This window comes from Rhizobium bangladeshense, from assembly GCF_017357245.1.
Classification (GTDB): domain Bacteria; phylum Pseudomonadota; class Alphaproteobacteria; order Rhizobiales; family Rhizobiaceae; genus Rhizobium; species Rhizobium bangladeshense.
On the sequence record NZ_CP071612.1, the window covers coordinates 2,336,316 to 2,357,289 of the forward strand.

23 protein-coding genes and 1 pseudogene are annotated in these 20,974 nt (G+C 60.2%); 13 read left to right on the forward strand and 11 right to left on the reverse strand.

What is annotated here, in order from left to right; translation table 11 throughout:
* Positions 1 to 77 precede the first annotated feature (77 nt).
* From J2J98_RS11420 to J2J98_RS11440, 5 genes are all read left to right on the forward strand, one after another.
* Positions 78 to 2,375, forward strand: coding sequence for a putative bifunctional diguanylate cyclase/phosphodiesterase (locus tag J2J98_RS11420; RefSeq protein WP_138395273.1), 2,298 nt, complete (start codon positions 78 to 80; stop codon positions 2,373 to 2,375).
* 269 nt (positions 2,376 to 2,644) lie between these two features.
* On the forward strand, positions 2,645 to 3,409 hold the full coding sequence (purC, locus tag J2J98_RS11425) for a phosphoribosylaminoimidazolesuccinocarboxamide synthase (RefSeq protein WP_008526002.1): 765 nt from the start codon (positions 2,645 to 2,647) through the stop codon (positions 3,407 to 3,409).
* A 15-nt stretch (positions 3,410 to 3,424) separates the two neighbouring features.
* Positions 3,425 to 3,667, forward strand: a complete 243-nt coding sequence (gene purS / locus J2J98_RS11430) for a phosphoribosylformylglycinamidine synthase subunit PurS (RefSeq protein ID WP_138395274.1) — start codon at positions 3,425 to 3,427, stop codon at positions 3,665 to 3,667.
* Between the two features lie 85 nt (positions 3,668 to 3,752).
* Positions 3,753 to 4,424 (forward strand): phosphoribosylformylglycinamidine synthase subunit PurQ, encoded by a 672-nt coding sequence (gene purQ, locus J2J98_RS11435; protein WP_207601099.1) that lies wholly within the window; start codon positions 3,753 to 3,755, stop codon positions 4,422 to 4,424.
* Between the two features lie 75 nt (positions 4,425 to 4,499).
* A complete protein-coding gene (locus tag J2J98_RS11440; RefSeq protein ID WP_207601100.1) occupies positions 4,500 to 4,898 on the forward strand; it encodes a hypothetical protein in 399 nt (132 codons plus the stop codon).
* Between the two features lie 24 nt (positions 4,899 to 4,922).
* Here the strand turns inward: J2J98_RS11440 and J2J98_RS11445 are convergent, their stop codons facing one another.
* Positions 4,923 to 5,177, reverse strand: coding sequence for a DUF1127 domain-containing protein (locus J2J98_RS11445; protein WP_207601101.1), 255 nt, complete (start codon positions 5,175 to 5,177; stop codon positions 4,923 to 4,925).
* An 81-nt stretch (positions 5,178 to 5,258) separates the two neighbouring features.
* On the opposite strand from J2J98_RS11445, the gene J2J98_RS11450 reads away from it, so the two are divergent.
* The 4 genes from J2J98_RS11450 to J2J98_RS11465 all read left to right on the forward strand — a co-directional run bounded on the left by J2J98_RS11450 (position 5,259) and on the right by J2J98_RS11465 (position 9,983).
* Positions 5,259 to 6,677 (forward strand): aminotransferase-like domain-containing protein, encoded by a 1,419-nt coding sequence (locus tag J2J98_RS11450; RefSeq protein ID WP_207601102.1) that lies wholly within the window; start codon positions 5,259 to 5,261, stop codon positions 6,675 to 6,677.
* 122 nt (positions 6,678 to 6,799) lie between these two features.
* Positions 6,800 to 7,378 carry an acyloxyacyl hydrolase gene (locus J2J98_RS11455; RefSeq protein ID WP_064712612.1) on the forward strand — a complete coding sequence of 193 codons (579 nt, stop codon included), beginning with the start codon at positions 6,800 to 6,802 and terminating at the stop codon, positions 7,376 to 7,378.
* 120 nt (positions 7,379 to 7,498) lie between these two features.
* Positions 7,499 to 9,730, forward strand: coding sequence for a phosphoribosylformylglycinamidine synthase subunit PurL (gene purL, locus J2J98_RS11460; RefSeq protein WP_207601103.1), 2,232 nt, complete (start codon positions 7,499 to 7,501; stop codon positions 9,728 to 9,730).
* 19 nt (positions 9,731 to 9,749) lie between these two features.
* Entirely contained in the window at positions 9,750 to 9,983 is a 234-nt protein-coding gene (locus tag J2J98_RS11465; RefSeq protein ID WP_004676237.1) for a BolA/IbaG family iron-sulfur metabolism protein, read from the forward strand.
* A gap of 41 nt (positions 9,984 to 10,024) precedes the next feature.
* Here J2J98_RS11465 and J2J98_RS11470 read toward each other — a convergent pair whose 3' ends face one another.
* The 10 genes and pseudogenes from J2J98_RS11470 to J2J98_RS11515 all read right to left on the reverse strand — a co-directional run bounded on the left by J2J98_RS11470 (position 10,025) and on the right by J2J98_RS11515 (position 17,384).
* Positions 10,025 to 11,062: a Gfo/Idh/MocA family protein gene (locus J2J98_RS11470; protein ID WP_207601104.1), complete on the reverse strand. Its 1,038-nt coding sequence runs from the start codon at positions 11,060 to 11,062 to the stop codon at positions 10,025 to 10,027.
* Positions 11,063 to 11,064: 2 nt separating this feature from the next.
* Positions 11,065 to 11,514 carry a type II 3-dehydroquinate dehydratase gene (aroQ, locus tag J2J98_RS11475; RefSeq protein ID WP_064712615.1) on the reverse strand — a complete coding sequence of 150 codons (450 nt, stop codon included), beginning with the start codon at positions 11,512 to 11,514 and terminating at the stop codon, positions 11,065 to 11,067.
* 31 nt (positions 11,515 to 11,545) lie between these two features.
* Entirely contained in the window at positions 11,546 to 11,914 is a 369-nt protein-coding gene (locus J2J98_RS11480) for a 5-carboxymethyl-2-hydroxymuconate Delta-isomerase (protein WP_207601105.1), read from the reverse strand.
* Between the two features lie 15 nt (positions 11,915 to 11,929).
* A pseudogene (locus tag J2J98_RS11485) lies at positions 11,930 to 12,789 on the reverse strand (shikimate dehydrogenase).
* Positions 12,790 to 12,808: 19 nt separating this feature from the next.
* Positions 12,809 to 13,582 (reverse strand): amino acid ABC transporter ATP-binding protein, encoded by a 774-nt coding sequence (locus tag J2J98_RS11490; protein ID WP_281403602.1) that lies wholly within the window; start codon positions 13,580 to 13,582, stop codon positions 12,809 to 12,811.
* A 7-nt stretch (positions 13,583 to 13,589) separates the two neighbouring features.
* Complete coding sequence (locus J2J98_RS11495; protein ID WP_207601106.1) at positions 13,590 to 14,414, reverse strand: transporter substrate-binding domain-containing protein; 825 nt, start codon at positions 14,412 to 14,414, stop codon at positions 13,590 to 13,592.
* Positions 14,415 to 14,457: 43 nt separating this feature from the next.
* Positions 14,458 to 15,108 carry an amino acid ABC transporter permease gene (locus J2J98_RS11500; RefSeq protein WP_207601107.1) on the reverse strand — a complete coding sequence of 217 codons (651 nt, stop codon included), beginning with the start codon at positions 15,106 to 15,108 and terminating at the stop codon, positions 14,458 to 14,460.
* Positions 15,109 to 15,117: 9 nt separating this feature from the next.
* Positions 15,118 to 15,786: an amino acid ABC transporter permease gene (locus J2J98_RS11505; protein WP_207601108.1), complete on the reverse strand. Its 669-nt coding sequence runs from the start codon at positions 15,784 to 15,786 to the stop codon at positions 15,118 to 15,120.
* Between the two features lie 48 nt (positions 15,787 to 15,834).
* A complete protein-coding gene (locus J2J98_RS11510) occupies positions 15,835 to 16,650 on the reverse strand; it encodes a sugar phosphate isomerase/epimerase family protein (protein WP_207601109.1) in 816 nt (271 codons plus the stop codon).
* The gene (locus J2J98_RS11515) at positions 16,650 to 17,384 is read right to left on the reverse strand and encodes a GntR family transcriptional regulator (protein WP_138395285.1); all 735 of its coding nucleotides are present in this window, start codon (positions 17,382 to 17,384) and stop codon (positions 16,650 to 16,652) included. The genes J2J98_RS11510 and J2J98_RS11515 overlap by 1 nt, the downstream gene beginning before the upstream one ends.
* A gap of 252 nt (positions 17,385 to 17,636) precedes the next feature.
* On the opposite strand from J2J98_RS11515, the gene J2J98_RS11520 reads away from it, so the two are divergent.
* Genes J2J98_RS11520 through J2J98_RS11535 form a run of 4 tightly spaced genes read left to right on the forward strand, consistent with a single transcriptional unit; the run spans position 17,637 to position 20,836 of the window.
* A complete protein-coding gene (locus tag J2J98_RS11520) occupies positions 17,637 to 18,530 on the forward strand; it encodes a dioxygenase family protein (RefSeq protein ID WP_207601110.1) in 894 nt (297 codons plus the stop codon).
* Between the two features lie 21 nt (positions 18,531 to 18,551).
* Positions 18,552 to 19,334: a fumarylacetoacetate hydrolase family protein gene (locus J2J98_RS11525; RefSeq protein WP_207601111.1), complete on the forward strand. Its 783-nt coding sequence runs from the start codon at positions 18,552 to 18,554 to the stop codon at positions 19,332 to 19,334.
* 7 nt (positions 19,335 to 19,341) lie between these two features.
* Complete coding sequence (gene hpaI / locus J2J98_RS11530; protein WP_207601112.1) at positions 19,342 to 20,106, forward strand: 4-hydroxy-2-oxoheptanedioate aldolase; 765 nt, start codon at positions 19,342 to 19,344, stop codon at positions 20,104 to 20,106.
* A gap of 13 nt (positions 20,107 to 20,119) precedes the next feature.
* Entirely contained in the window at positions 20,120 to 20,836 is a 717-nt protein-coding gene (locus J2J98_RS11535; RefSeq protein ID WP_207601113.1) for a transporter substrate-binding domain-containing protein, read from the forward strand.
* Positions 20,837 to 20,974: the final 138 nt, after the last annotated feature.

The following is a 20,974-nucleotide window of genomic DNA, read 5'->3' on the forward strand; positions in this document are numbered from 1 at the left end:
TCGCTGTTTGAACGCCTGCTTTCTAAGTTTTTCTTAATAGAAAGAACGCAGACTGCGCCGAGATGCAATCAGCGAGAATGCCAGTGAAAAAAGCCCATCCAGAGGCCGATAGACCGCATGGCGATATCGCAGCGGCTGAGACTTTCGTGGGCACCGGGCCAACCGACCATCCCGATCTGGCCGAGCGGGAGAGCCGCTGGAATTATGCGCTGGTCGGCTCCGGGCTTGGCGTATGGGATCACAATTACCGCCTCAACCGAAAATACTATTCGCCAACGTGGAAAACCATCCGCGGAATGGCTCCCGACGAGGACGTCGCCGGCGACTATGAAGCCTGGCTGCAGCTCGTCCATCCCGACGACCGCGATTTTGTCGTGCATGCGATCGAGCGGCAGAATGCCGACGATCCGGAATATCAGGTCTTCCAATATCGCGAACGCCACAGGGACGGCCGCTGGATCTGGATTGACTGCCGCGGCGCCTGCGTCGAATGGGACGAGAATGGCGTGCCGACGCGCGTCGTCGGCACGGATACCGATATCACTGCCCGCAAAGAAGCCGAGGAGACGCTGTCCCGCCTGTCCCGCCGGCTCGACCTGGCGCTGGAAATTTCCCGTATCGGCGTCTTCGAGGCCGATATCGAAAACGACGTCGTCGAATGGGACGACCGCCTGATTGCCATTTACGGGATGCAGGGTGCGGCGCGCAAGATCGGCGGCGACGCCTGGGCCAAAAGGCTGCATCCTGACGACCGGGAGCGGGTGCTAGACCTTGCCGACCGCAGCGTCGAAAGCGGCAGCGACTTTCAGCAGGAATACCGCATCATCCGCGGCGACGGCGTTGAACGCATCATCCGTGCGCGCTCTGCCTTCTTTGTCGACGGTAACGGCCAACGCAAGCTGATCGGCGCCAATTGGGACGTCACCGAAGAAGTCGCACTTCGCAATGAACTGCAGCGCGCCAAGGATTTGGCGGAGGCCCGCAACCGCGAACTCGAGGCTGCCAAGGAAAGCATCGAGTACCTGGCATTGCACGATTACCTCACCGGCCTGCCGAACCGCCGATACCTCGACAAGATGCTGGACGACCGCGCGGCGGAATGCCGGGCCAACGGTCTTGCTCTGGCGATTCTGCATATCGATCTCGACCGCTTCAAGCAGATCAACGATACCCTCGGCCATCGCGCCGGCGACGCCATGCTGCAGCACGCCGCACATGTGCTCAGACATTCCGTCCGCGCCGCCGATTTCGTCGCTCGCATTGGTGGTGACGAATTCGTCATCCTCTGCGCGGTCGATCCTGCATCGAAGAAGATCGCCAATCTGGCCGAACGCCTGATCCGCGAATTGCGCAGGCCGGTCAGATACGAGGGGCATGACTGCCGGTTCGGCGCCAGTATCGGCATCGCCGTCAATGGCGGCGCCAAGCTCGACGCGAAGCAGACGCTGCTCGACGCCGACATTGCGCTCTATCGCGCCAAAGGTCTCGGCCGGAACCGCTTCGAATTCTTCTCCGCATCGGCCCGCGATGATATTGTCTCCGCCAAACGGCTCGCCGACCAAATCTTGATTGGCCTGGATCGCCATGAATTCGTGCCATTCTATCAATTGCAGTTCGATGCCGGCACGCTCGATGTGGCAGGCGTCGAGACGCTCGCCCGATGGCAACACCCCGTACACGGCCTGCTGACGCCGGACCGCTTTCTCGATATCGCCGAGGATCTCGACGTCGTCTCGACGATAGACGCCCTGATCCTGGAGCGAGCGCTGGCAGACCGCCGCACCTGGATCAAGGAGGGGCTGTCGATTCCAAAAATTTCGGTGAACGTTTCCGCCCGGCGGCTGACCGATCCCGATCTCGGCAAGAAGCTCCGCGCCCTGAAGATCGAGCCAGGCGCCGTCGCCTTCGAGCTGCTGGAATCGATCTCGCTCGACGATTGCGACAAGGCGGTGGCCGCCAACCTCAAGAAGCTGCGCAAGCTCGGCATCGACATCCATATAGACGACTTCGGCACCGGCCACGCCTCGATCGTCAGCCTTCTGCGCCTGAGCCCGAACACGCTGAAGATTGATCGCGAGTTGATCCGCATGCTGCCGCAATCGGCGGAGCAGCGCAAACTTGTCGGTTCGATCATCGATATCGGGCGCTCGCTCAACATCCTCGTCATTGCTGAGGGCGTCGAGACGGCGGATCACATCCGCATTCTGGAGCAACTCGGCTGCGACACGCTGCAAGGCTATGCGCTGGCCCGGCCGATGCCAGCAACGCAGATCCCGTCCTTCATCCGCGCCGGAAGCTGGCGCCATGGACTGACCGCCGCGCGCGCCTTGCAGACGCATCTTCGCCGCGCGCTCCCAAGCAGAACCGCCAAATAATCCTGTATAAGCGGCCCGCCATTTCGCCTTCATTCCACCGTACAGAAAAAGCCGCTAGGCTCGTAAAGCGAATTTATTCGATTCTCTTAGTGCTATTCCGTAAAATTCGGAATGCGGGCCATGAATCCGCAAACCGCGGCCATGAAATCCAGAATCCTGGGAAGGAGCGACAGGCGGATTGTGAAACACTCTCTTTTCCTTTAAGGGGACGCCACGAGATTGATCCACTCGCGCTATCCCAAGCGCGCCAACAACAGAGAATGACCACGATGAACCGTCGCCGCCGTATCTACGAGGGCAAGGCAAAGATTCTGTATGAGGGTCCGGAGCCGGGCACTTTGATCCAGTTCTTCAAGGATGATGCCACCGCCTTCAACAAGAAGAAACACGAAGTCATCGACGGCAAGGGCGTCCTCAACAACCGCATTTCCGAATATATCTTCAGCCATCTGAACAAGATCGGCATCCCCACCCACTTCATCCGCCGGCTCAACATGCGCGAGCAGCTGATCAAGGAAGTGGAAATGATCCCGCTGGAGATCGTCGTGCGCAACGTGGCGGCCGGTTCTCTTGCCAAGCGCCTTGGCATCGAGGAAGGCGTCGTCCTGCCGCGCTCGATCATCGAGTTCTATTACAAGTCCGACGCGCTCGACGATCCGATGGTCTCCGAAGAGCACATCACCGCTTTCGGCTGGGCCAATCCGGCCGAGCTCGACGACATCATGGCGCTTGCTATCCGGGTCAATGACTTCATGACCGGCCTCTTCCTCGGTGTCGGCATCCAGCTCGTCGATTTCAAGATTGAATGCGGCCGCCTCTTCGAGGGCGATCTGATGCGCATCATCCTCGCCGACGAGATCTCGCCGGACAGCTGCCGGCTCTGGGACATCGAAACCCGCGAGAAGATGGACAAGGACCGCTTCCGCCGCGACCTTGGCGGATTGCTTGAAGCCTATTCCGAAGTCGCTCGCCGTCTCGGCATCATCAATGAAAACGAGCCTGTGCGCGGCACCGGCCCGGTTCTCGTCAAGTAAGGCAGGAAAGACAAAGTGATCAAGGCTCGTGTCACCGTCACGCTGAAAAACGGCGTTCTCGATCCGCAGGGCAAGGCCATCGAAGGCGCGCTCGGCGCTCTCGGCTTTTCGGGCGTCGGCCATGTAAGGCAGGGCAAGGTCTTCGACCTGGAGCTCGAAGGCGCCGACAAGGCCAAGGCCGAAGCCGACCTCAAGGCCATGTGCGAAAAATTGCTGGCAAATACGGTCATCGAGAACTACACCATTTCTCTCGATTGAACATTGCGAGACTTACAATGCCCGAAGCATATGTATGGCTGCTTCGGGACGTGGCACAAATACAAGCAAGGTTTGAACCGCACCCATGAAATCAGCCGTCGTTCAACTTCCGGGTCTCAACCGTGACCGCGACATGATCGCAGCCTTGAGCAAGATCTCCGGCCGCGAACCGGTGACGATCTGGCAGACAGAAACCGAGATTCCGGATGTCGACCTAATCGTCATCCCCGGCGGCTTCTCCTATGGCGATTATCTTCGTTGCGGCGCGATCGCCGCCCGCATGCCAGTCATGCAGGCGATCATCGACAAGGCCGCAAAGGGCGTGAAGGTGCTCGGCGTTTGCAATGGCTTTCAGATCCTCGTCGAAGCCGGTCTGTTGCCCGGCGCGCTGATGCGCAATGCCTCGTTGAAATTCGTCTGCCGCGAGGTCAAGCTCGAAGTCGTCAATGCAGAGACTGATTTCACCCGCGCCTATGCGCAGGGTCAGGTCATCCGCAGCCCGGTTGCCCATCATGATGGCAATTATTTCGCCGACGAAGCCACGCTGGCGAAGATCGAAGGCAATGGCCAGGTTGTCTTCCGTTATGCAGAAGGCACCAATCCGAACGGCTCGCTCAACGACATCGCCGCCGTCATGAACGAAAACGGAAATGTCCTCGGCATGATGCCGCATCCGGAAAACCTGATCGAAGCAGCCCACGGCGGTTCGGACGGCCGCGGTCTCTTCGCCTCGGCACTCGACGTCGTCGCTGCCTAACCCGCGCCTGCTGATATGTCTCCTGCAGGCCCCGCGGGGACGCCATGCAAGACCTTCTTCCCCGGAGCAAGACCAATGCGCCCTCGCCGTTCCGTCGCCAACGCCGCCGTGTTGACGGCTATCGCAGTTGCTCTGGCAGCCTGCCAATCGCCGGCGCCGGCAGCAGATCCAAACCGGGCTGCGCTGCCGACCATGGAGCGAGTGGCGCTCGGCGCCAATGCATGCTGGTTCAAATCAGCCGATCCGGCCTTTGCAGCCTATAAGCTCGCGCCCGAGCTCAATTCCTTCACCGGCCGCCCGCGCATTTTGCTCGTCCACAAGGGCAGCCCTGAAAGCCGGCCGCTGCTCGTCGTGCAGGCCGAAGGCAGCCCCGCCCGTCTCCAGGCTTTTGGTCCGATGATGCAGGAACCGGTCGCCGGCCGTATCGCCGCCGACGTCAATCGCTGGTCGGCAGGCAATAAGGCCTGCAGCTGATCGCTGCCTTCGCCTTCATAGGCATCAGTCCCAGAAAAACGATTTTCCGACTTCGCGTGCGGCATCGGAGTGCGACACCCCGATATCCTTGAGCCCAGCCGGCGAAAGCTCTCTCAGGGCGCGGCGCCCCTCGCGCTTCTGATGCCAAAGAAGGATAGCGGCCCAGATCCGGCCCAGACGCGTCGTCGCCCTGGCACTTCCGTCGCAGCGACTGAGGCGTCCGTTCTCATGAGTGACAATCGATACAATTGGCATATTGACTTCGGGCAAGGCAGACATTCCAGGAATCCTCTCGGTTCGTCCGTTAGATTGTCTCTTACGCTTGACTGATACAATGTGCCAAGATATACAATTGTCACCATGACAAATTGGCTTCCTGATCTCTCCCGCGGCTCCGGGCCGGTCTACCTCCGGCTTGCCGACAGCATTGAATCCGCCATTGCGAGCGGCACCCTGCCCGCCGGCAGCAAATTGCCGCCGCAGCGCAACCTCGCCTACGATATCGGCGTGACAATCGGCACGATCGGCCGCGCCTATGCTCTGGTGCATGAGCGTGGCCTGGTTGCCGGCGAAGTCGGCCGCGGCACCTATGTGCTGAACCGCACCGAAACACCGCCAGGCGAACAGATTGATCCGATGGCCGTCTCGCTCGGCGGCACGCGCTTTCAGGACGCACCCGCCAATAAGATCCGTTTCGATACGACAGCCGCCCCCGACCTCGGCCAGGGCAAGATCATCTCAGGCATTCTCGCCGAGATCGGCGAACAGCATCTCACCGAAATATCCTCCTATTCCCGGAGTTTTCCGCCGAACTGGTTCGAGGCCGGCCGCCGCTGGCTTGCCCGCAGCGGCTGGACGCCGGAGGTCGAAAATATCGTGCCGACGCTCGGCGCCCATGCGGCCGCCGTCGCTGTTATTGCCGCGGTCTCGGCGCCGGGGGACAAGATCGTCTTCGAAAACCTTACCTATACCCAGGTCAGCCGCAGCGCCCGCCTTCTCGGCCGCCGCATGGTGACGGTCGATTCCGACGAATTCGGCGTAATTCCCGAGGATTTCGAACGGCTCTGCCAGCAGCAGCATCCGAAGATCGCCTTCCTGATGCCGACCGTCCACAATCCGACAGTGACGATCATGCCTCATGAGCGGCGCGCGGCAATTGCCGCAATTGCCAGAAAGCACGGCGTCTGGCTGATCGAGGACGATCTCTACGGCGGCATGGCCGACGACGATACGCCGCTCATCGCCTCACTTGCGCCCGACCGCACATTCCTGGTCAATGGTCTGTCGAAATCGGTCGCCGCCGGCGTGCGCGGCGGCTGGGTTGCCTGTCCGCCGCATTTTGCCCAACGCATTAAGGTGACCCACAGGATGGTCACCGGCGGCCTGCCATTCATCCTGGCGGAAACCTGCGCACGGCTGGTCGAAAGCGGTAGCGCACACGAGATCCGCAAGGAAGTGATCGGGGAAATCTCCCGGCGCGCCCGCGTCGCCCGCGAGCAGTTGCAGGGTTTCGACTTCGCCTCGCACCCACATGCGCCCTTCCTTTGGCTGAAACTTCCCGAACCCTGGATGTCCGGCACCTTCAAGAACGCTGCCTTGCGCGACGGCGTGCTTGTCGACGACGAAGACGAATTCAAGGCGGCGCGCGGCGAGAAAACCTACTACCGCGTTCGCATCGGCTTCTCTTCGCCCAAGACGGGCCAGGAACTGACCGCAGGACTGATGATCCTGCGCCGACTGCTTGAAAATGGCGGATCCGCCTATGACGGCGAGATATGACCTGTTGCAAATACACGCCATAATTCCGAAAAAAAGCACACGCCCGACGAGAACGCTTTACCGCACCACCCCCCGTGTTACCTCTTTGTTATTCCCGCTTTGTGCGAATCAAAGGACAGCAGATGAGGGTCGAGTTCGGAAGGATCGCGTTGCGTTGCCTGGGGCTAGCATCAGTGGCGGCCTTAGCGGGCACCTCGATGGCAGGTTCGGCAAATGCTGGCGAGCAGATATTTGATGAACTGCGTTTCGGGGTCTCTGCCTCGGTACAATCGGGCCGTTCCGGAGAAGACGGCGTCTTCCCGGAGATAACCGCTCTCTTCGATCCTTTCGGCTACGAGGAGGCCGTTGGCTGGCAGCAACAGTTGTTGCGTCCCCGTGTCCATCTGGGCACCTCGATCGGCACCTCGGGTGAAGCCACCCAATTCTTCACCGGCTTCACCTGGACCGTCGATTTCAACGAGAAGCTTTTTGCAGAAGCCGGATTCGGCGGCGTCATCCATACCGGCGAGCTGGACGACAATGATGACGGACCGGAATTAGGCTGTCGCGTTCTGTTCCACGAATATGTAGGCGGCGGCTACCGTTTCACTCCTCATTGGAACGTGATGGCCCAGATCGCCCACTCTTCGCATGCCAATCTCTGTGACGGCCCGAACGACGGCATGACACGCGCAGGCATCCAGATCGGCTACAAGTTCTGAACGATTGCTGCTTTTGTGAGAAAAGCCCGCCCGCCCTTTGTTGACGGCGGGTTTTTTCTGTCGCGCGTCGCCGCTACATAGGCTAAAGACAGCCCAAAACGCGCCAGGGACTTTCCGCTCATGAACATTCCAAACACCATTCCGATCACGCCGGAACTCATTGCAAGCCATGGCCTGAAGCCGGACGAGTACCAGCGCATTCTGGATCTGATCGGCCGCGAGCCGACCTTCACCGAGCTCGGCATCTTCTCGGCCATGTGGAACGAGCACTGCTCCTACAAATCATCGAAGAAATGGCTGCGCACACTGCCGACCAAGGGGCCGCGCGTCATCCAGGGGCCGGGCGAGAATGCCGGCGTCGTCGATATCGATGACGGCGATTGCGTGGTTTTCAAGATGGAGAGCCACAATCACCCATCCTACATCGAACCGTATCAGGGTGCCGCAACCGGCGTCGGCGGCATCCTTCGCGACGTCTTCACCATGGGCGCGCGCCCGATCGCCGCGATGAACGCGCTGCGCTTCGGCGAGCCCGATCATCCAAAGACCCGCCACCTGGTCTCCGGAGTCGTTTCCGGCGTTGGCGGTTACGGCAATTCCTTCGGCGTGCCGACGGTCGGCGGCGAAGTCGAGTTCGACGCGCGCTACAACGGCAATATTTTGGTCAATGCCTTTGCCGCCGGCATCGCGAAATCCAACGCCATCTTCCTGTCCGAAGCCAAGGGCGTCGGCCTTCCGGTCGTCTATCTCGGGGCCAAGACCGGCCGCGATGGCGTCGGCGGCGCAACCATGGCATCGGCCGAGTTCGACGAATCGATCGAAGAAAAGCGCCCGACCGTCCAAGTCGGGGACCCCTTCACCGAAAAATGCCTGCTCGAAGCCTGCCTCGAATTGATGCAGACGGGCGCTGTCATCGCCATTCAGGACATGGGTGCTGCCGGCCTCACCTGCTCGGCCGTCGAAATGGGCGCCAAGGGCGATCTCGGCATTCTGCTGGAACTCGACAAGGTGCCGGTCCGTGAAGAGCGAATGACCGCCTATGAGATGATGCTGTCGGAAAGCCAGGAGCGCATGCTCATGGTGCTGCAGCCGGAAAAAGAAGAGCAGGCCAAGGCGATCTTCGTCAAATGGGGCCTCGACTTCGCCATTGTTGGCAGGACGACCGATGATCTGCGCTTCCGTGTCATGCATCAGGGCGAAGAAGTCGCCAACCTGCCGATCAAGGATCTCGGCGACCAGGCGCCGGAATATGACCGCCCCTGGCGTGAATCCGGCAAGGCTGCGCCCCTGCCCGCCAATCTTGTCGCCGCCCCCAAGGATTACGGCCAGGCGTTGCTTCAACTCGTCGGCTCGGCCAACCAGTCGAGCCGCCGCTGGGTCTACGAACAGTATGACACGCTGATCCAGGGCAATTCTCTGCAACTTCCCGGCGGCGACGCCGGCGTCGTGCGTGTTGATGGCCATAAAAGCAAGGCGCTAGCCTTTTCCTCCGATGTGACGCCGCGTTATGTCGAGGCCGATCCATTCGAGGGCGGCAAGCAGGCGGTCGCCGAGTGCTGGCGCAATATCACCGCGACAGGCGCCGAACCGCTTGCCGCCACCGACAATCTCAACTTCGGCAACCCCGAAAAGCCGGAGATCATGGGCCAGTTCGTTCAGGCGGTGAAGGGCATCGGAGAAGCATGCCGCGCGCTCGACTTTCCGATCGTCTCCGGCAATGTCTCGCTCTACAACGAGACCAACGGCGTCGCCATCCTGCCGACCCCGACGATTGCAGGCGTCGGCCTGCTGCCGGACTGGCGCAAGATGGTCCGCATCGGCAGCGCCAATGACGGCGACAAGGTGATCATGATCGGCCTTGACGGCAGCCACCTCGGCCAGTCCGTCTATGTGAGAGACGTTCTCTCCAGCCGCGAGGGTCCGGCGCCGGAAGTAGATCTCTTCGCCGAGCGTCGTAACGGCGATTTCGTCCGCTCCGTGATCCGTAACGGTCAGGCGACCGCTTGCCACGACATTTCCTCGGGCGGCCTTGCCGTCGCTCTGGCCGAAATGGCCATGGCCTCGAACAAGGGCCTGAAGATCGATCTCGGCGAAGGCAAAGGCTTGCCGCATGCGCTGCTCTTCGGCGAAGACCAGGCGCGCTACGTGCTGACGGTGCCGGCCGATGTGGCGGATTTCGTCTGCGTCAATGCGGAAGGTGCCGGCGTTCCCTTTCGTCGCCTCGGCACCGTTGGCGGAGATGCACTTGTTGTCGGCGATCTTATTTCACTGCCGATTCAGCAATTGCGCGATGCCCATGAATCGTGGTTCCCTGATTTCATGGAAGGCCGCGGCGAACTTGCCGCGGAATAATGCGCAAGGAGTAACGATCATGGCCATGAAACCCGGCGATATCGAAGACATGATCAAGGCTGGGATTCCCGGTGCCAAGGTGACGATCCGCGATCTGGCGGGCGACGGCGATCATTACGCCGCCGAAGTCGTCGCCGAAGCCTTCCGCGGCAAGAGCCGCGTGCAGCAGCACCAGATGGTCTACGAGGCGCTAAAGGGCAATATGGGCGGCGTATTGCACGCGCTCGCCCTGCAGACCTCCGCGCCGGATTGACATCGCGAGTCGCGACCCGCCTTGAGCTGGCACGCAACCATTTAGATCAGGCAGATACGCTGGCCCACTGCGGCGGACCGCTTCACGGCGTCGATAACCTTCAAGGTTTCCAGTCCCTCACGTCCGCTGACCAGAGGTGCTTCCGCGCCTCTGATGACCCTGCAAAACTGGCGTATCTGCAGGACGAGCGGATCCTCGTTCCTGATTTTGGCGCGATGACATTCGAACGGTTCCGTCCAGCCCCTGTTGCCGGGATTGCTCCAGATGTTGAGTGACGGCACCGACAGCGACCCGTGGGTGCCGCCGATCATGTAGCAGGCCTCCCCAGTTTTAGGATAAGCGGGGTTTTCGCCAGTCGTCATCTCCCAACTCCAGGGTGCGACGACGGAATCCGAAACGGAAGCAGAGCCGAGAATTCCATTCTTGAACTCGATGAGGATCACCGCGGTTTCCTCAACGGCGTTTCCGCGAACTGCGTTGGATTCGCATGCCTGGACCGCCGTGACATCGCCGAATAAGTAGCGAAGGTTGTCGATATCGTGGATCAGATTGAGAAAGACTGGTCCCGCGCCGCGTTCGCGCCGCCAGGAAATGTCGAAGTATTCGTCCGGCTTGAATAGCCAGAACATCGCATTCACGACCAGTATCCGCCCGAGCTTGCCGCTTTCGATGATCTGTTTAGCCTTTTGCATCATCGGATTATGCCGTCGGTGATGTCCGGTCAGCAACGGAATGCCTTTGGCCTCCGCCGCGGCGACGAGCTCTTCGCCGGCGGCAATATCGTCGGCGATTGGCTTCTCGATCAATGCCGGGATGCCAGCCTCTATGGCCTCAAAACCGTTTCTGACATGAATCTGGTTGGGCGTCGCGATGATGACGCCGTCAGGGCGCGCGGCGGCGACCATTTCATCGAAGCTCGAAAACCATTTGGCGCCGACCTCGCTTGCGATCGCCTCTCCCACCGGGGTCGGATCCACGACAGCGACAAGGTCCGCCGTCGGTTCGTCCAACACGTGTTTGATGTGACGCCTTCCGATAAGCCCCGCGCCGAGGACCGCCAGTTTGACTGGGGCAGCCATTGTCAGTCCTTCTTCGGCGCCTTGAGCATGGTCGCGACGCGGCGGATTCCGAGCTGATAGCCTTCCGTACCAAGACCGGCGATGACGCCGTCGGCACGGTGAGAAACGAAAGAATGATGACGGAAGCTTTCGCGCTTATGCACGTTCGAGATATGGATCTCGATGACGGGACCTTCGAACGTGTTCAAGGCGTCGAGGATTGCAAGCGACGTGTGCGTGAATGCGGCCGGATTGATGACGATGCCGGCTCCATCTTCGCGGGCTTCGTGGATCCAGTCGATGATTTCATATTCACGGTTGCTCTGGTGGAAACGGATCTCGTGGCCGAGTTCCGAGGCCAGTTTCCGGCAGTCTGCCTCGACGTCGGCCAGTGTCTCGTGACCATAGATATGAGGCTGACGCTTGCCGAGCAAGTTGAGGTTTGGGCCGTTGAGAACGTAGATCAGGCTCATTGTAATTGTCCTTGTGAGGGCGTTGCCAGGCTCAGGCGAACGCTATTTCCTGGAATGCGAAATCCGGATCGGATTCGTAAAGATCGGCCCGCAGCCCCAGCCGACCCGCCTGCAGCGCGGAGGCCGCGACATCGCGCGCGGCGTCGAAGACCGCCTTCAACAACTCCCGCTTGGTCTCCGCCGGCCGGCCAGGAGCCATGCGCACGATGATCTGGATGAAGTGGTTGTCCGGATGCTCGTCGCCGACGCAGGAGAAGTTCGCCTCCCTGGCGAAGGTGCGCACGGCAGTGGGCTTCACCAAGCCTCCGTCGCGCACTCGGTGGTGGACCGCTCTGGTCAATTCATCGATCGCCACCCGTTCGCCAGCACCTCGGCTATAGTCGATGATGATGTGCGGCAAGGCATGTCCTCCCAGTCAGGCTGTAGCTCGGCATAATTCTTCGAAGTGACGCGACATGCGTTCCGCGTCTGGTTTTACACTCGTAAACAGTTCGAAGGCGGCCGCGGCCTGGAACACGGTCATGCCGCCGCCGGGCAGGGTCCTGCACCCCTTCTTCTCTGCCAGAGCCAGAAGTTCCGTCACGAGCGGCATGTAGACGATATCGGCAACCCAGTGACGTGAATGAAGCCATTCCGGTTCGATCGGGAGACCCGGATGACTTCGCATGCCTGTCGGCGTAGCGTGAATCAGCCCGTCGGCCGAAGCGAGCGCCGCACCGACTTCCCCGACCGGTTGCGCGCAGGTTCTTGAAAAGCGGCGGTTGAGCTGATCGGCAAGCGTGGCGGCGCGATTTGTGTCCTGGTCGAAGATCGAGAGCTTCCCGATACCGAGCTTGATTGCCGCGTGCGCGACGGCGACCCCTGCGCCGCCTGCGCCGAGCAGGACGGCATGAGTTTTGGCGACACCGGGCATACCCCGCTCGAAATTTTTGTAGAAGCCATACCAGTCCGTATTGTGCCCGATCCGCTTTCCGTCCCGAAGCACGACCGTGTTGACCGCTCCGAGCATCTCGGCGTCCTCGGAAGACTGGTAAGATGCGCGATGACCGTCTGCTTGCATGGATGCGTGATGTTGCTTCCTGCGAAGCCACGGTCCTCAAGTTCTGCGAGCAGCCCGGACAACGCAGAAGCGGGTAGACCGCGCTCGGCGAGGTCGACGAGCTCGTAACGGTAATCCAGCCTCAGGTTCCGCGCCTCGGTCTCATGAAGCGCGGGAGACTTCGACATCTGGATGTCGGCTCCAATGAGGCCGACGAGGAATGTGTTGCTGTTCATCTCGATAAAACCAATCGGCTCAGTGATGTGCGAGGATCTCTCCAAGGAAGGCCTTGGTGCGCTCATGCTTCGGAGACCTGAAAAAAACCTCGGGCTCGGCCTCTTCGATGATCTCGCCTGAAGCCATGAAGATGACCCTGTCTGCGACCTGGCGGGCAAAACCCATTTCATGGGTCACGCAGATCATGGTCATGCCGTCGCGTGCGAGACCGATCATCGTGTCCAGCACTTCCTTCACCATTTCCGGATCGAGGGCCGATGTGGGTTCATCGAACAGCATCGCCTTAGGTTCCATGCAGAGCGCCCGGGCAATGGCGACACGCTGTTGCTGCCCTCCGCTGAGCTGCGCGGGATACTTCTCCGCCTGATCAAGGATTCGAACCCGTTCGAGGTATTTTCTCGCCAGTCTCTCGGCGTCAGCCCGGCTGGTTCCGCGGACCCTCATCGGCGCAAGCGCGCAGTTCTGCAGAACGGTCATGTGGGGGAACAAGTTGAAGTTCTGGAACACCATCCCGACTTCGCGCCGAATGGCGTCAACCGCCTTGGTCGTGCCATCGAGCGACTGCCCATCGACGACGATCTTGCCTTCCTGGATCAACTCGAGAGCGTTGATGCAGCGGATCAAAGTCGACTTGCCGGAACCCGAAGGCCCGCAAAGGACGATCTTCTCACCTTTGCGAACCGATAGGCTGATGTTTTTCAACGCATGGAAGGAGCCGTACCATTTCTCCACCTTCTCAAGGGATATCAATGTCGACTGATCATTAGCGGGACTGAGCACGGCGCCCTCCATGTATGCTTTACTTGACGGTGAACGGGATGTTGGGGATGGATTCCGGGAACGTCGGCAGATCGATCTTCATCCACTTCTTGGTAATGGCTGCAAGTTCGCCATTGGCCTTGATCTTGTCGAGGAAGGCATTGACGGCCTCGTTCCAGTCCTTCTCGCCCAGTCGTGTTCCGACGCCATTGTAAGTCGTCAGGAAGTCGATCTTGCGCTCATAGGTGCCTGGGCTGGCGGCATCCAGCCGCTGTCCGTAGAACATGTTGCCTCCAACGGCCTTGACCTGTCCGGAGACCAGCGCCTGAATGGTAGAGGCGTCGTCGTCGAAGCGGCGGACGGTCGCCGTCGATCCCACGGCGTCGGTAATGGCCTTGTCCTGCGAGCTGGACTTCGGCACGCCGATTTCCCACCCGGCAACATCGGCAGGCGTTTTCGCGGTATCGGCCTTTGCCGCATAAAGCGAGATCGTGTTTGCCGCATATGGCTTGCTGTACTGTATCGACTTGGCGCGCTCTTCCGTCATTGCCATCGTGGCGAACAGGATATCGACCTTTCCGGTGGTCAGGGCCGGAATCCGATTGGCGACGGCGAGTGGCTGGAACTGGACCTTAACTCCGAGCTCCTTGGCGAAGAGTGTCGCAACATCGGCGTCGAACCCGTCTTGCTTGCCGCTCGAGTCGACGAAGCCCCATGGCGCGTTGTCGCCCTGAATGCCGACGACGATCGTGCCCTTGGCCTTGATCTCCTCGACGGTCGCCGCGGAAGCCGCTGCGGCCCCTACTGTGGCGAAGGCGGCCGTAGCCAGGGCCATTCCAAGAAATTGTCTGCGATTGCTATACATTCCATTCTCCTCCTCTGTGGTCTTTGCTTCGGGCGAAGCAAGGTTAGCGGACGGCTTTCGCCATCCGTTTTTCGAGGCCGCTCCCGATGTGGGAGAGAGGCCAACAAATGATGAAGTAGACAACTCCGACGATCCCGAAGACGAGCAGCGGGCGGTAGGTCTGGTTCGAAATGATCTGTCCGGCACGGGTCAGCTCGATAAAGCCGACGATTGCTGCCAGCGATGTGCCCTTGATGAGCTGAACGAGAAATCCGATGGTTGCAGGCATCGAAATCTTCAGCGCCTGCGGCAGGACGACGTCCTTCATTCGGGAGATGTAATGCAGCCCGAGTGCGTTCGCGGCTTCGGTCTGGCCCTTCGGAACGGCTTCGATCGAGCCGCGCCAGATCTCCCCCAGGAAGGCGCTTGCATGGAGGGTGAACGCGATGGCCACAGCGATCCATGCATTGACGTCGACGCCCAATAGCGCGACGCCGTAGTAGACGACGAAGAGCTGCATCAGGAGCGGCGTGCCCTGGAAGAGCGCGATGTAGCTCGACGATAAGAAACGTGCGAAGCGGTTCCTCGACGTGCGCACCAGAGCGATCAGAACTCCAAATACGCCTCCGCCGACGAAGCCGATGATGGCCAGCAGCACAGTCCATTTCAGACCCTGCAAGAGGAAGAACAGCTCGTTTTCACCGATGGGACCCATGAACGCCTCCTATCGGGTCGGGTAGTTGAAGTAGGAACGGGAGATAAGGGCGAAGATGCCCATCATCAGGCTCGAGATGACCAGGTAGATTGCGGTCACGCTGAAATAGACCTCGAAGCTTCGGAAAGTGTCGGATTCAATGCGCTGTGCCGCCGAGGTCAGCTCGTAGGCCGCGATCGAAGTGCAGACCGAAGTCGTCAAGGTCAGCATCACGAACTGGCTGGTCAGGGACGGATAGATCGCCCGGAGAGCCGGCTTCAGAACGATCAGCCGGAACACATCGGTCTTATGCAAGCCCAACGCAAAGCCTGCCTCGACCTGCCCCTTGCTCACGCTTTCCACGCCACCTCGAATAATCTCAATCGCATAGGCGCCGCCATTGATCCCCAGCGCGATAATGGCGGTAGCGGTAGGGTTCAGACGGATTCCCATGAGCGGAAGCGCGAAGTAGATGAAGAAAATCTGCACCAGGAACGGTGTGTTTCGAACAATCTCGACGAAGGCAATCACCGGAGCTCGGACGAGCTTGTTCTTGGACGTTCTTGCAGCGACGCCGAGAATACCGATCGCGAGCGCAAGGATCATTCCGGTGACCGCGACACCGAGCGTCCCAAGCGAACCCCAAAACAATTCCGGGGCGCGGTCGAAGACCGCACCAAAATCGAACGTATAACCCATGTGTTGACTTCCTCCCTCCGACGCGGCTCACGCCTCGCCGGCGCCGGATCAGCGATCCCGCCCGAACAATCCTTCTGCCTTGTCGTACAGATGTTTTAAATGCGTCTCAGGCGGGGCGGACCCTGCGAGTGGGACTTCCACCGAGATCGCCGCGGAGCTATCGACCGCTGCGACGACTTCCTTCAACGGCAATTCGCCCTCTCCCGGCGCGAAACGCCCGCCTCTAGCTTCGGCGATCATCTCCTCTGGTGTCACCGGCGCCGGTCCAGCGACATCGCACAACTGAACGTGCTTTACCCAGCCAATCTCGGTTTTCAGCGAGGCGAGCGTGCCGCCATTCCTGAAGAAATGTACTCCGTCGACGAGGACGCCGGCATTGCGGGCACCACTCGCCTTCACAAGGCCGACGCTGTCCTGGAAGGTCTTAATCACCCGCCAACCCATGTTCTCGATGTCGACAGCTAAGCCGTAACGGCCCGCGAGGCCGCAGAATTCCGAAAAGTTTGATACCAATCTGGCGTGATCTGGATCGTCTCCGCAGACACTCAGCCGGCGTGCTCCGATGTGCGCAGCCGCGGCGACGGTGGCCTCCACCGACGACGCGTCGAACGAGGGATCGATTACGAAGAACTCGATGTCGAAAACCTCGACACCTTCGCCGGCAAGCACCGATTTCAGCTCGCCCGCAGCCGAACCACCGAGCTCGTAGTAAGGCGCACCAGGGAACGCCGGATTCAGCCTGAGCCCGATCCTGGAGAACCCTGCGCGGGCGGCGGCCTTCGCAAATTCCACGGGAGGCAGCGATATCGATGAGAAATGCGCAACGCCAATCAGAGGCGCCGATGTCGATGTTACGGCGGCCATCACGCGATCCCCTTCGTCGCGAGATGGTTGCGAAGATTGGTGCCGGTGCGATGGATGTGCTGGCGGAGCTTTTCGCAGGCATACTCGACATCACGCGCGACCGCGCCCTGGGCAATCTCGCTGTGCTCCTGCCCGACGTTGCGATCCCCCGACGTACGGATCAGGAAGACACGGCGATATCGGTCGTTGAGATTGAGCAGAAGACTGCAGAAGTGAAGCAGAAGAGGTTTGCCGCAGCCGGAGATCAGGGTGAGATGGAATTCGCGGTGAAGCGTTTCCCAGTGCTCCAGCGTTTCGGGACGAGCGGCGTCGCGCTCCGTGCGATTTAGACGATGAAGCGCACGCATGATGTTGCCCTCCCATTCGACGTCGCCAAGACGCATGGATTCACGCAGCGCGAAAACCTCGAGTTCCTCACGCAGGCTAGTGACCTCTTCGAGATTAGCCAGCGAGATCGGCGCGACGCGATAGCCTCTGTTGTCCTGAAACTCGACCAGGCCGTCTGAAATGAGCCTGGCCAAGCCCTCCCGCAAGGGGCTCAGACTGACATTGAAAGTCTTCCGCGCCTTGTCGAGATTGATCTTGCTGCCCGCTTCCAGATCACCGGAGATGATCGCCTCCCGAAGGCGCGATGCGAGCTGGCTGCCGATGGTGTTCTTGCCATCGTCGAGGAAGCCGGCTGACGGCCCGTCTTCTGTCAACGGCCCGAGAAAGCTGTCGTCGGCCGAGTCCATCCTTCCTCCCAAAGCAACTGCCAAAGTTTCGATTATCGATATGATAAACGATTATTGATGTCAACTTGAATGCGTCAAAAACCACCAAACGGCTGCGCCTACGCCCGAGAAAAACGTATATGGCAACATATTTCAACCATTTAATCAAAATCGCCCACGCCTCCTCTTCCGCCAGTAGCATTCATCGCTCGGTCGCCCGGTTGACAAATAATCGATTATTCTGATAGTCGAACCTCATTGGGAGGTAGCCTTATGGCAATCAGAACCGAAAGCGAGTTGACGCCCGCCGTTCTCGCCGTGATGAACCGCACCGAAGATCCACGGCTCCGGGAAATACTCGTTGCAATGGTGAAGCATCTTCACGCATTCGTGCGGGAAGTCAGGCTGTCGGAAGTCGAGTTTCGCGACGCGACGGCCATCCTCAACGAAATTGGCCAGCTGCAGACTGACAGCCACAACGAGTTCGTGCTCATGGCCGGATCGCTTGGGGTATCGTCGCTCGTCTGCCTGCTCAACAACGGCGACAACGGGCAGACCGAGACTTCGCAGTCGCTGCTCGGGCCATTCTGGCGCCTCAACTCTCCGCGCGTCGAAAACGGCGGAACCATCATCCGCTCGGAAACGCCCGGAACGCCCTTGTTCGTCCATGCGAAGGTGGTTGATCGCGGAGGCAAACCCATCGCAGGCGCCGAAATAGACGTATGGCATGCCTCTCCTGTCGGCCTTTACGAGAACCAGGACCCGGACCAGGCGGAAATGAACCTGCGCGGCAAGTTCACTACGGACGACAAGGGTCGCTTCTGGTTCAGAACGGTCAAGATGGTGGGCTATCCCATCCCTGTCGACGGAGTCGTAGGTCGGCTTCTGCAAGCGCAACGCCGCCACCCCTACCGACCTGCTCATCTGCACGCGCTGATCTTCAAAGAGGGATACAAAACCCTGATCTCCCAGGTCTTCGACCCGAGCGATCCGAACATTGATTCCGATGTGCAGTTCGGCGTAACCGCGGCTTTGACAGGCGACTTTGTCCGTCATGACGAGCCGCACCCATCCGACACGGACGTTACTGGCCCGTGGTTCTCGCTCGACTACACCTACGTCATGGAGCCGGGCGAGGCCATCCTGCCGCGTCCTCCGATCAAGTAACGAAACCAGCAGAGCAAAATCATGATTACGGACAAGGAACGCCAGGCGGCCGCCGACGCGCTGCTGAAGGCAGAAACCGAACGCAGGCCCATCGTCCAGCCGAGCCGGACATATCCGAATTTGGAACTTGAAGACGCATACAAGATCCAAGCGCTCTGGGCGCAGGCGCGGATTGCAAAGGGTGCGCGGATCGCGGGTCATAAGATCGGACTGACATCGCGGGCGATGCAGATGGCCTCGAAAATGACGGAACCCGACTACGGCGTCATTCTCGACGATGCACTCTATAATGATGGGGCGCAGATCAGGGCGGATCTCTTTATCAAGCCTCGCCTCGAAGTCGAACTTGCCTTCGTGATGGGTGAGGATCTCGAGGGTCCGGGCACTCGGATCTACGACGTCATGCGCGCGACTGAATTTGTCGTTCCGGCGCTTGAGATCATCGACTACCGAACCGAGGTACCCAGAGCGATCACCGACACGATCGCCGACAACGCCGCTTTCGGAGCGATCGTCGTGGGTGGTCGTATCATCCGGCCGATGGATATCGACATCCGCTGGGTCGGCGCGACGCTTTCGAAAAACGGCATCATCGAGGAATCGGGTGTTTCCGCAGCCATCATGGGACATCCGGCCGCGGGGATCGCCGGGCTCGTGAACAAGCTCCACGCCGTCGGAGGCGGCTTGAAGAAGGGCCAGATCGTGCTTGCCGGCTCGTTTACTCGCCCGGTGGACATCGCCAAAGGCGACGTCATTCAAGCCGACTATGGCTCCGTCGGCTCCATCGGCGTCTCGTTCGTGTGAGGCGCCGATGGAACTCCCCGTCAATCACTTCAAGCGGAAACTGAGAGCCGGTCAAAGCCAGATCGGTCTCTGGTGCGGCCTTCCCGGAAGCTACGCCGCAGAAATCGTCGCGCCGTCGGGCTTCGACTGGGTGCTGTTCGATACCGAGCACTCTCCAGGCGACGTCCTCACCGTCCTGCCGCAATTGCAGGCGGTCGCGCCTTATGACGTTTCCCCCGTCGTACGCCCGGCCTTCAACGATCCCGTCCTGATCAAGCGCTTTTTGGACATCGGCGTCCAGACGCTCCTCGTTCCCTATGTGCAGAACGAAGAGGAAGCGAAGGCAGCGGTCGCCGCCATCCGGTATCCGCCGCAGGGCGTTCGCGGGGTCTCCGCCCTGACGCGCGCCACCCGCTTCGGGCGCGTTCCGAACTACGCACGGATTGCTGAACAGGAGATCTGCCTGCTTCTGCAGATTGAGACCCGTGAGGCGCTCGGTCGACTGGAGGCCATCGCAGGGGTCGAAGGCGTTGACGGCGTCTTCATCGGCCCCGCCGATCTGGCGGCTAGCTTCGGTCATCCCGGCCAACCGGGGCATCCCGACGTGGTCGCGGCGATCGAAGACGCCATCGCACGCCTGAATAGTCTTGGAAAGCCCGCAGGCATCCTCACGCCGGACGAGACGTTCGCAGCCCGCTGCATTTCGCTCGGGACGTTGTTCACCGCCGTTGGCGTTGACGTCGCCCTCCTTGCGAGAGGATCGGAGGCGCTCGCAGCCCGGTTTTCATCTTAGGGAGTTCGCGCCGATGTCGACGCGGAAGAAAATTCTGTCTGAGATAGCACCGGCGGGCGTAATCCGGGCCGCCGTCAACATGTCGAATGCCGCCTTGGTCCGTTGGGACGATCAGGACGGCGCCTTGGTCGGTCCAAGTGCTCAGATCGGTCACAAAATTGCCGGGCAACTGGATTGCGGCCTGTCGCTGATCCAGTACGGCTCCGCCGCCGATATCCTCGCCGCTGCGGATCGCGGCGAGTGGGACATTGCTTTCATTGCTTCGGATCCATCGAGAGTCGACCGGTTCTCCTTTTCACCCCCCTATATGTCCGTCAAAGCGACCTATTTGGTGGCCGAGGCTTCGGCTTTCCGGACGGTCGGAGACCTCGACATCGAGAGCGTGCAGATCGCCTCCGCAAGAAGTGCCGCCTATACGAAGCAGCTCGAACGTATCCTTGAAAAAGCCACCGTCTCCTATACTGACAGCCCGGCAGCTGCCATCGATCTCCTTGTCGGGTCGCAATGCGACGCCGCTGCTGGATTGACCGAATTCCTCGCTCACACTTCGGAGCGAATTTCCGGCTTCCGACTAGTGGAGGGAGCGTTCTCCGAAATTCCCCAGACGATCGCCGTGCACCGAAGATCCATTCATGCGTCGGCATTCTTTGCAGATTTCGTATGCCGTCTGAGCAGAACTGCTTCGGGAGACCGTGAGGCGGCCGGCGGCGGTGAAGAGAATCTCCCGTGACGGCGGCGTGCGGAAATGTGTCGCGCTTGATCCCGCGCTCGCCGAGCGAGCCAAACTCCGCAATATCTACAATAATCAAGATGATCGCGGCGAGTATTTTAACTAGTCAAAACTGCGCACGAGCTGAAGGCTTTTCGA

What these genes read in the sequence shown, in the direction of transcription:
- J2J98_RS11420 (WP_138395273.1), top strand. Translation starts at nt 78, where the DNA reads ATGCCAGTGAAAAAAGCCCATCCAGAGGCCGATAGACCGCATGGCGAT.
- purC (WP_008526002.1), top strand. Translation starts at nt 2,645, where the DNA reads ATGAACCGTCGCCGCCGTATCTACGAGGGCAAGGCAAAGATTCTGTAT.
- purQ (WP_207601099.1), top strand. Translation starts at nt 3,753, where the DNA reads ATGAAATCAGCCGTCGTTCAACTTCCGGGTCTCAACCGTGACCGCGAC.
- J2J98_RS11440 (WP_207601100.1), top strand. Translation starts at nt 4,500, where the DNA reads ATGCGCCCTCGCCGTTCCGTCGCCAACGCCGCCGTGTTGACGGCTATC.
- J2J98_RS11445 (WP_207601101.1), bottom strand. Translation starts at nt 5,177, where the DNA reads ATGTCTGCCTTGCCCGAAGTCAATATGCCAATTGTATCGATTGTCACT.
- J2J98_RS11450 (WP_207601102.1), top strand. Translation starts at nt 5,259, where the DNA reads ATGACAAATTGGCTTCCTGATCTCTCCCGCGGCTCCGGGCCGGTCTAC.
- J2J98_RS11455 (WP_064712612.1), top strand. Translation starts at nt 6,800, where the DNA reads ATGAGGGTCGAGTTCGGAAGGATCGCGTTGCGTTGCCTGGGGCTAGCA.
- purL (WP_207601103.1), top strand. Translation starts at nt 7,499, where the DNA reads ATGAACATTCCAAACACCATTCCGATCACGCCGGAACTCATTGCAAGC.
- J2J98_RS11465 (WP_004676237.1), top strand. Translation starts at nt 9,750, where the DNA reads ATGGCCATGAAACCCGGCGATATCGAAGACATGATCAAGGCTGGGATT.
- J2J98_RS11470 (WP_207601104.1), bottom strand. Translation starts at nt 11,062, where the DNA reads ATGGCTGCCCCAGTCAAACTGGCGGTCCTCGGCGCGGGGCTTATCGGA.
- aroQ (WP_064712615.1), bottom strand. Translation starts at nt 11,514, where the DNA reads ATGAGCCTGATCTACGTTCTCAACGGCCCAAACCTCAACTTGCTCGGC.
- J2J98_RS11490 (WP_281403602.1), bottom strand. Translation starts at nt 13,582, where the DNA reads ATGGAGGGCGCCGTGCTCAGTCCCGCTAATGATCAGTCGACATTGATA.
- J2J98_RS11495 (WP_207601106.1), bottom strand. Translation starts at nt 14,414, where the DNA reads ATGTATAGCAATCGCAGACAATTTCTTGGAATGGCCCTGGCTACGGCC.
- J2J98_RS11500 (WP_207601107.1), bottom strand. Translation starts at nt 15,108, where the DNA reads ATGGGTCCCATCGGTGAAAACGAGCTGTTCTTCCTCTTGCAGGGTCTG.
- J2J98_RS11505 (WP_207601108.1), bottom strand. Translation starts at nt 15,786, where the DNA reads ATGGGTTATACGTTCGATTTTGGTGCGGTCTTCGACCGCGCCCCGGAA.
- J2J98_RS11510 (WP_207601109.1), bottom strand. Translation starts at nt 16,650, where the DNA reads ATGGCCGCCGTAACATCGACATCGGCGCCTCTGATTGGCGTTGCGCAT.
- J2J98_RS11515 (WP_138395285.1), bottom strand. Translation starts at nt 17,384, where the DNA reads ATGGACTCGGCCGACGACAGCTTTCTCGGGCCGTTGACAGAAGACGGG.
- J2J98_RS11520 (WP_207601110.1), top strand. Translation starts at nt 17,637, where the DNA reads ATGGCAATCAGAACCGAAAGCGAGTTGACGCCCGCCGTTCTCGCCGTG.
- J2J98_RS11525 (WP_207601111.1), top strand. Translation starts at nt 18,552, where the DNA reads ATGATTACGGACAAGGAACGCCAGGCGGCCGCCGACGCGCTGCTGAAG.
- hpaI (WP_207601112.1), top strand. Translation starts at nt 19,342, where the DNA reads ATGGAACTCCCCGTCAATCACTTCAAGCGGAAACTGAGAGCCGGTCAA.
- J2J98_RS11535 (WP_207601113.1), top strand. Translation starts at nt 20,120, where the DNA reads ATGTCGACGCGGAAGAAAATTCTGTCTGAGATAGCACCGGCGGGCGTA.